The organism is Meiothermus luteus, assembly GCF_003574085.1.
Taxonomy (GTDB): Bacteria; Deinococcota; Deinococci; order Deinococcales; family Thermaceae; genus Meiothermus; species Meiothermus luteus.
Window position 1 is genome coordinate 1 of record NZ_QWKZ01000136.1, and the last position, 5,237, is coordinate 5,237.

Here is a 5,237-nt window from a genome sequence, read left to right on the forward strand (position 1 = left end):
GTACGCAACTGGATCGAGACCCGGTTTAGCGTGATGGTACGCTCTTTGGGGCTTCACCGGATAGAGGTTCGGTCCTACTGGGGTCTAGTGGCCCGGGTGAACCTCATCCTGCTGGTCCACAACCTCAGCAATGTAGCCTAACGGCTGACCCGTAGCCGGGTGCTCTTGAAAATGGCTAGGGGGGAGCTATGAGGTAGCATATGAGGTAGCACACGAAGGAATCTCATCCTGCATGGCTCCCTCCTGCCGTTGGCAAATTCTGGGCTTTATTGTAGGAAAGCTGGGTCTAAATTTGGTCTAGATCGGCGAAACTTTTCACGTAATGTCGGGTTACTTAAGTCACCTTCCGCAGACTGGTGAAGCCGGCCGAGGCAACGCCCAGCTATTGGCGCGCAACGCCAGGCGTGATAGCATTCACAGCTAGCTATGGCGCTCGTCGTCCAAAAATACGGCGGAACCAGCGTGGGTGACCTAGACCGCATTCACAAGGTTGCCCAGCGCATTCACCACTACCGCGAGAAGGGCCACCGGCTGGCCGTGGTGGTCTCGGCCATGGGGCGCACCACCGATGAACTCATCGCCCTAGCCAAAAGGGTCAACAGACGCCCGCCCCAACGCGAACTGGATATGCTCACCACCATTGGGGAGCAGCAATCGGTGGCCCTGCTGTCCATGCAGCTCAACGCCATGGGCATTCCAGCCCGGGGCTTCACCCAGCACCAAATCGGCATCACCACCGATGGCCGCTACGGAGACGCCCGTATTTTGCGGGTGGAGCCCATCCTGATACAGCAGTCCCTCGAGCGGGGCGAGGTGGCGGTCATAGCGGGCTTTATGGGCACTACCCCAGAGGGTGAGCTCACCACCTTAGGGCGGGGCGGCTCCGACACGACCGCGGTGGCCATCGCAGCGGCCCTAGGCGCCGAAGAGTGCGAGATTTTCACCGATACCGAGGGGGTCTACACCACTGACCCCCACACCATCCCTGAGGCGCAAAAGCTCCCCAGAATCGGTTACGACCAGATGCTCGAGATGGCCGCCTTGGGCGCACGGGTGCTGCACCCCCGGGCGGTCTACTATGGAAAGCGCTACAAGGTGAGAATCCACGTGAGAAGCAGCTTTTCCTACAACCCTGGAACCCTGGTAACGGAGGACGGCATGGAACTCGATCGCCCAGTGACGGGTGTGGCCCTTGACGACGAGATTGCCCAGATTGGCCTAGTGGGTATTCCCGATCGGCCTGGGATCGCCGCGCGGGTCTTTGAGGCCCTAGGCCGGAAAGGGGTAGCGGTGGATATGATCATCCAAGGGGTTCCCGGGCACGAGCCCAGCCGTACCCAGATGGCCTTCACGGTCAACCAGGACTTTGCGGAGGAGGCCATGGAGGCCCTCGAACCGGTCCTGGCCGAGATGGGTGGGGAGGCCCAGCTCCGGCGGGACGTCTGCAAAATCTCCATCGTGGGGGTTGCCCTGGCCTCCACCCCGGGCATCCCGGCGCGGATGTTCCAAGCCCTGGCCAGCGTGGGGGCCAACATAGAGATGATCGCCACCAGCGAGGTGCGCATCTCCGCCATCATCCCCTCGCAGTACGCCGAGGCCGCGCTCCGGGCGGTACACAGCGCCTTTGAGCTGGACAAGCCCATAGGCTAAGGCTATGAGCGAGCCCCAGGAATACGCAGGCAAGCTGTACCTGGCCTGGCAGGACATCACCCAGCTCGTCTCGAGGCTCCTAGGCCAGGTCAATCCCCGCGAGTTTGACTGCATCCTGGCCGTCACCCGCGGGGGGATGATTCCGGCCTGCCTGGTCTCGGAAGCCACCGACCAGCGCAACATCCTCACCGCCGCGGTGATGTTCTACACCGATGTAGGCGAAACCATTCAAGACCCAGTCTTCCTCCAGTTTCCCTCCGACCACCTGCTCTACGGGAAGCGGGTCTTGGTGATAGACGACGTGTGGGACTCTGGGAAGACCGCTGTGGCGGTGCGGGAGCGCATCAGGCTGGCGGGGGGAAAACCCCAGGTTGCGGTGCTGCACTACAAGCCTAAGAAGAACCGCTACCCGGGCGACGGCCCCGACTACTACGCAGCTGAAACCGACGCCTGGGTGGTCTACCCCTGGGACCCTGCCCAGGGCTGGACCACCCCCGGCCAGGGGGCAGGGCAAGCCTAGTGAGAGGGCTGGTACTCCCCCCACTCCTCCCTGAGCACTCCGCAGACCTCGCCTAGGGTAGCCCGGCGGCGGAAAGCTTCTAGAATGTGGGGCATCAGGTTCTCAGGGCCGCGGGCGGCCTGTCTTAGCGACTCCAAGGCGATCTGCACCGACTGGCCATCGCGGCCAGCCCGGAAGGCCCGTATCTGGGCCTTGCGGCGCTCAGCCAGCTCGTCGCTAATGCGCTGAACCGGCACCGGCTCGTTGAGCGGAGATTCCGGATTGTTGAAGCGGTTGACCCCTACGATAATGCGCCGTCCGCTTTCCACCTCGCGCTGGTAGGCCCAAGCCGACTCCTCAATCTCCTTCTGGAAAAACCCTATCTCCACCGCCGCCACCGCCCCTCCCAAGCGGTCAATCTGCTCGAGGTAGGCCTGGGCCTCCGCCTCCAGGGCATCGGTCAGATGCTCCACGTAGAAACTCCCTCCCAAAGGGTCAATCGCCCGGGTAACCCCTGACTCGTAAGCCAAAATCTGCTGGGTGCGCAGGGCCAGAAGGGCGCTCTTTTCGGTAGGCAGGCCCAAGGCTTCGTCGTAAGCGTTGGTGTGGAGGCTTTGGGTGCCGCCCAGAACCGCTGCCAGGGCCTGGTAGGCGGTGCGCACCACATTGTTGAGGGGCTCCTGAGCGGTGAGGGTAGAACCCCCGGTCTGGGTGTGAAAGCGCAGCATCCAGCTTTTGGGGTCTTTGGCCCCAAACTCATGGCGCATGATGCGGGCCCACATGCGCCTAGCAGCGCGAAACTTCGCGGCCTCCTCAAAGATATCGTTGTGGGCCGCGAAGAAAAAGGAAAGCCGCGGTGCGAATGTGTCCACCTCGAGGCCCGCTTCAACTGCAGCCCGCACATAAGCCTTGCCGTTGGCCAGGGTAAAGGCAATCTCCTGGGCTGCCGTGGCCCCAGCCTCGCGGATGTGGTACCCGGAGATGCTGATGGTGTTCCACCTGGGCACCCACTCAGCGCAGAAGGCAAAGACATCGGTAATAAGCCGCATGGAAGGCCCCGGGGGGTAGATGTAGGTGCCCCGGGCGATGTATTCCTTGAGGATATCGTTTTGGATGGTGCCCCCCAGCTTGTCCCAGCCTACCCCTTGTTCCTCGGCCACCAGCAGGTAAAGCGCCAGCAGCATGTTGGCCGGGGCGTTGATGGTCATGCTGGTGGTTACCCTGTCTAGGGGAATTCCCTGGAACAGGGCGCGCATATCCTCAATGCAGGCGATGGACACCCCCACCTTCCCCACCTCCCCCACGCTCAGGGGATGGTCAGGGTCCAGTCCAAGCTGGGTGGGCAGGTCAAACGCCACCGAGAGGCCGGTCTGCCCCTGGGAAAGGAGGTAGTGGTAGCGGGCGTTGGACTCCTCAGCGGTGCTAAAACCCGCGTACTGCCGCATTGTCCAGGGGCGCTCGGTATACATGCGGGGATAGACCCCGCGGGTAAAAGGGTACTCGCCCGGCCGACCCAACCGCTCCTTGTAGTCGGGGGGCAGCGACTCAAACAAGGGCTCTTCGGCGGTGAGCATCCGCCCTCCTCAGAAAAAGAGGTTAAGCAGCAGCAGGGCCAGGGCCGCTACGCCAAAAATCAGGAGCAAAGGGGGAAGCAAAAGGGAGTAGGCCGCTATCACCAAGGCCAAAAAATCCTTCCAGTCGGGCTTTAGCTCCCCCGCTGGGGGAAGGTCTTTTGGGTTGTGCATGCCCCCATTCTACCCCAGCCGCGAGGAGGCCGTGGACTCAGCCCGCAAAAACTGCACCACCCGATCCGCTACTGCCTGTCCCATCTGGATCACCTCGGGCAGCCCCACCCCCTGGTAGGCCGCACCGGCCAGAAAAAGACCGGGCAGCTCCTCGGCCCGCAGGGCCTGGGCCACGCGTTCCCGGTGCCCCAGGGTATAGCGGGGAAGCCCTTGGGGCCAGCGAAAAACCCAGGCCCGCACCACCGGGGGCACCCGCCCCCAGAGCCGCTCGAGGTCCCGCCGGGCCAGGGCCACCAGCTCCTCCTCGCCAGCCAGGAGCCCCGAGAAGTAGGCCCGCACCAGCCCCAGGCCCTCCGGGGCCCGTCCAGACCACTTTTGATCGGTCCAGGTGAAGCCTCGCGCTGCGAAGCCGCTCCCAGCCGCCAAGAGCAAGCCATGACCCACCCGAGGAGGCAGGTGAGCCCGCTCAAAGGCCAGGGTCACCGTAGCAGAGGCGCCGTAGGGGATTTGCTGCAGGGCTCGAGCCGCTTCCGGGTGGAGGGGCTCCAGCAGCCGGCCGCTCACCCCCGCCGGGGTGGCCAGCACCACTGCATCCGCGCAAAGGGCGCCCTCGGAGGTATGCACCCACCATTCCCGCCGGCGCTCGAGCCCCCTCACCTCTACCCCAAGCCGGAGCTCCACCCCCTCCAACCGGGCCCCCAAGGCCTCCACCATTGCCCCAAGCCCCTCCCTCAAGGAGGCAAAGAGCTGACCTCCCTCGCGGGTGCCTCGCTCCCTACGCTGGCGCATGGCCCCCCGGATCAGGCTGCCGTGGGCCTCCTCCAGGGCTTTGAGCTGGGGAAAGGCAGCCAGGGTGGAAAGCTCTCCCGGGTCTCCTCCGTAGATACCCCCAGAAAGCGGGGCCGCCAAACGCGCCCAAACCTGCGGCCCTAGGCGGCGCCGGATAAAGGCGCCAAAAGCCTCATCGCCAGGGGGGCCTTTGGGCAGAAACAGGTCAAGGGCAGCTCGAGCCTTGCCCAAAGGGCTCAGAAGGGGGCTTCTGGCCAGGGCCCAAAGGTCGGCCGGCACCACCATCTGCAAGCCCGCCGGGATCGGCAGTGCCCGCCGCCCGTCGTGAATCAAGGCCGAGGGGCGGGCCGGGAGGGTGCCCACTATTTCGGCCTCCAGGCCCAGCCCGCGCATCAGTTCCAAGGCCCAAGGCTTGTAGCGCACCACCGCGTCGGGGCCGCCTTCAACCACAAAGCCGTCCTCCCGCAGGGTAGCGACCTTGCCCCCCAAGCGCAGGGCGGCCTCGAGCAGGGTAATCCGAAGCCCTGGGGCAGCCCGACGCGCGTAGTAGGCTG

5 protein-coding genes and 1 pseudogene are annotated in these 5,237 nt (G+C 64.4%); 3 read left to right on the forward strand and 3 right to left on the reverse strand.

Going from position 1 to position 5,237, the window contains the following annotated elements:
* The 3 genes and pseudogenes from Mlute_RS16550 to Mlute_RS13920 form a co-directional block, all read left to right on the forward strand.
* Positions 1 to 141: pseudogene (locus Mlute_RS16550) on the forward strand (transposase); the annotation flags it as partial.
* Positions 142 to 426: 285 nt separating this feature from the next.
* Entirely contained in the window at positions 427 to 1,650 is a 1,224-nt protein-coding gene (locus Mlute_RS13915) for an aspartate kinase (protein ID WP_119361176.1), read from the forward strand.
* A 4-nt stretch (positions 1,651 to 1,654) separates the two neighbouring features.
* Entirely contained in the window at positions 1,655 to 2,170 is a 516-nt protein-coding gene (locus Mlute_RS13920) for a phosphoribosyltransferase (RefSeq protein WP_119361177.1), read from the forward strand.
* On the opposite strand, the gene Mlute_RS13925 is transcribed toward Mlute_RS13920, so the two are convergent.
* The 3 genes from Mlute_RS13925 to hemG form a co-directional block, all read right to left on the reverse strand.
* A complete protein-coding gene (locus tag Mlute_RS13925; RefSeq protein WP_119361178.1) occupies positions 2,167 to 3,723 on the reverse strand; it encodes an acyl-CoA mutase large subunit family protein in 1,557 nt (518 codons plus the stop codon). The genes Mlute_RS13920 and Mlute_RS13925 overlap by 4 nt on opposite strands.
* 9 nt (positions 3,724 to 3,732) lie before the next feature.
* Positions 3,733 to 3,894, reverse strand: coding sequence for a hypothetical protein (locus Mlute_RS15715; RefSeq protein WP_182482579.1), 162 nt, complete (start codon positions 3,892 to 3,894; stop codon positions 3,733 to 3,735).
* Between the two features lie 9 nt (positions 3,895 to 3,903).
* Positions 3,904 to 5,237 (reverse strand): protoporphyrinogen oxidase (hemG, locus tag Mlute_RS13930; RefSeq protein ID WP_119361179.1); only part of this gene is annotated, 1,334 nt, incomplete at its 5' end.

Excerpts from the sequence above, each read along its gene's own strand:
- Mlute_RS13925 (WP_119361178.1), bottom strand. The coding sequence starts at position 3,723 with ATGCTCACCGCCGAAGAGCCCTTGTTTGAGTCGCTGCCCCCCGACTAC.
- Mlute_RS15715 (WP_182482579.1), bottom strand. The coding sequence starts at position 3,894 with ATGCACAACCCAAAAGACCTTCCCCCAGCGGGGGAGCTAAAGCCCGAC.
- Mlute_RS13915 (WP_119361176.1), top strand. The coding sequence starts at position 427 with ATGGCGCTCGTCGTCCAAAAATACGGCGGAACCAGCGTGGGTGACCTA.
- Mlute_RS13920 (WP_119361177.1), top strand. The coding sequence starts at position 1,655 with ATGAGCGAGCCCCAGGAATACGCAGGCAAGCTGTACCTGGCCTGGCAG.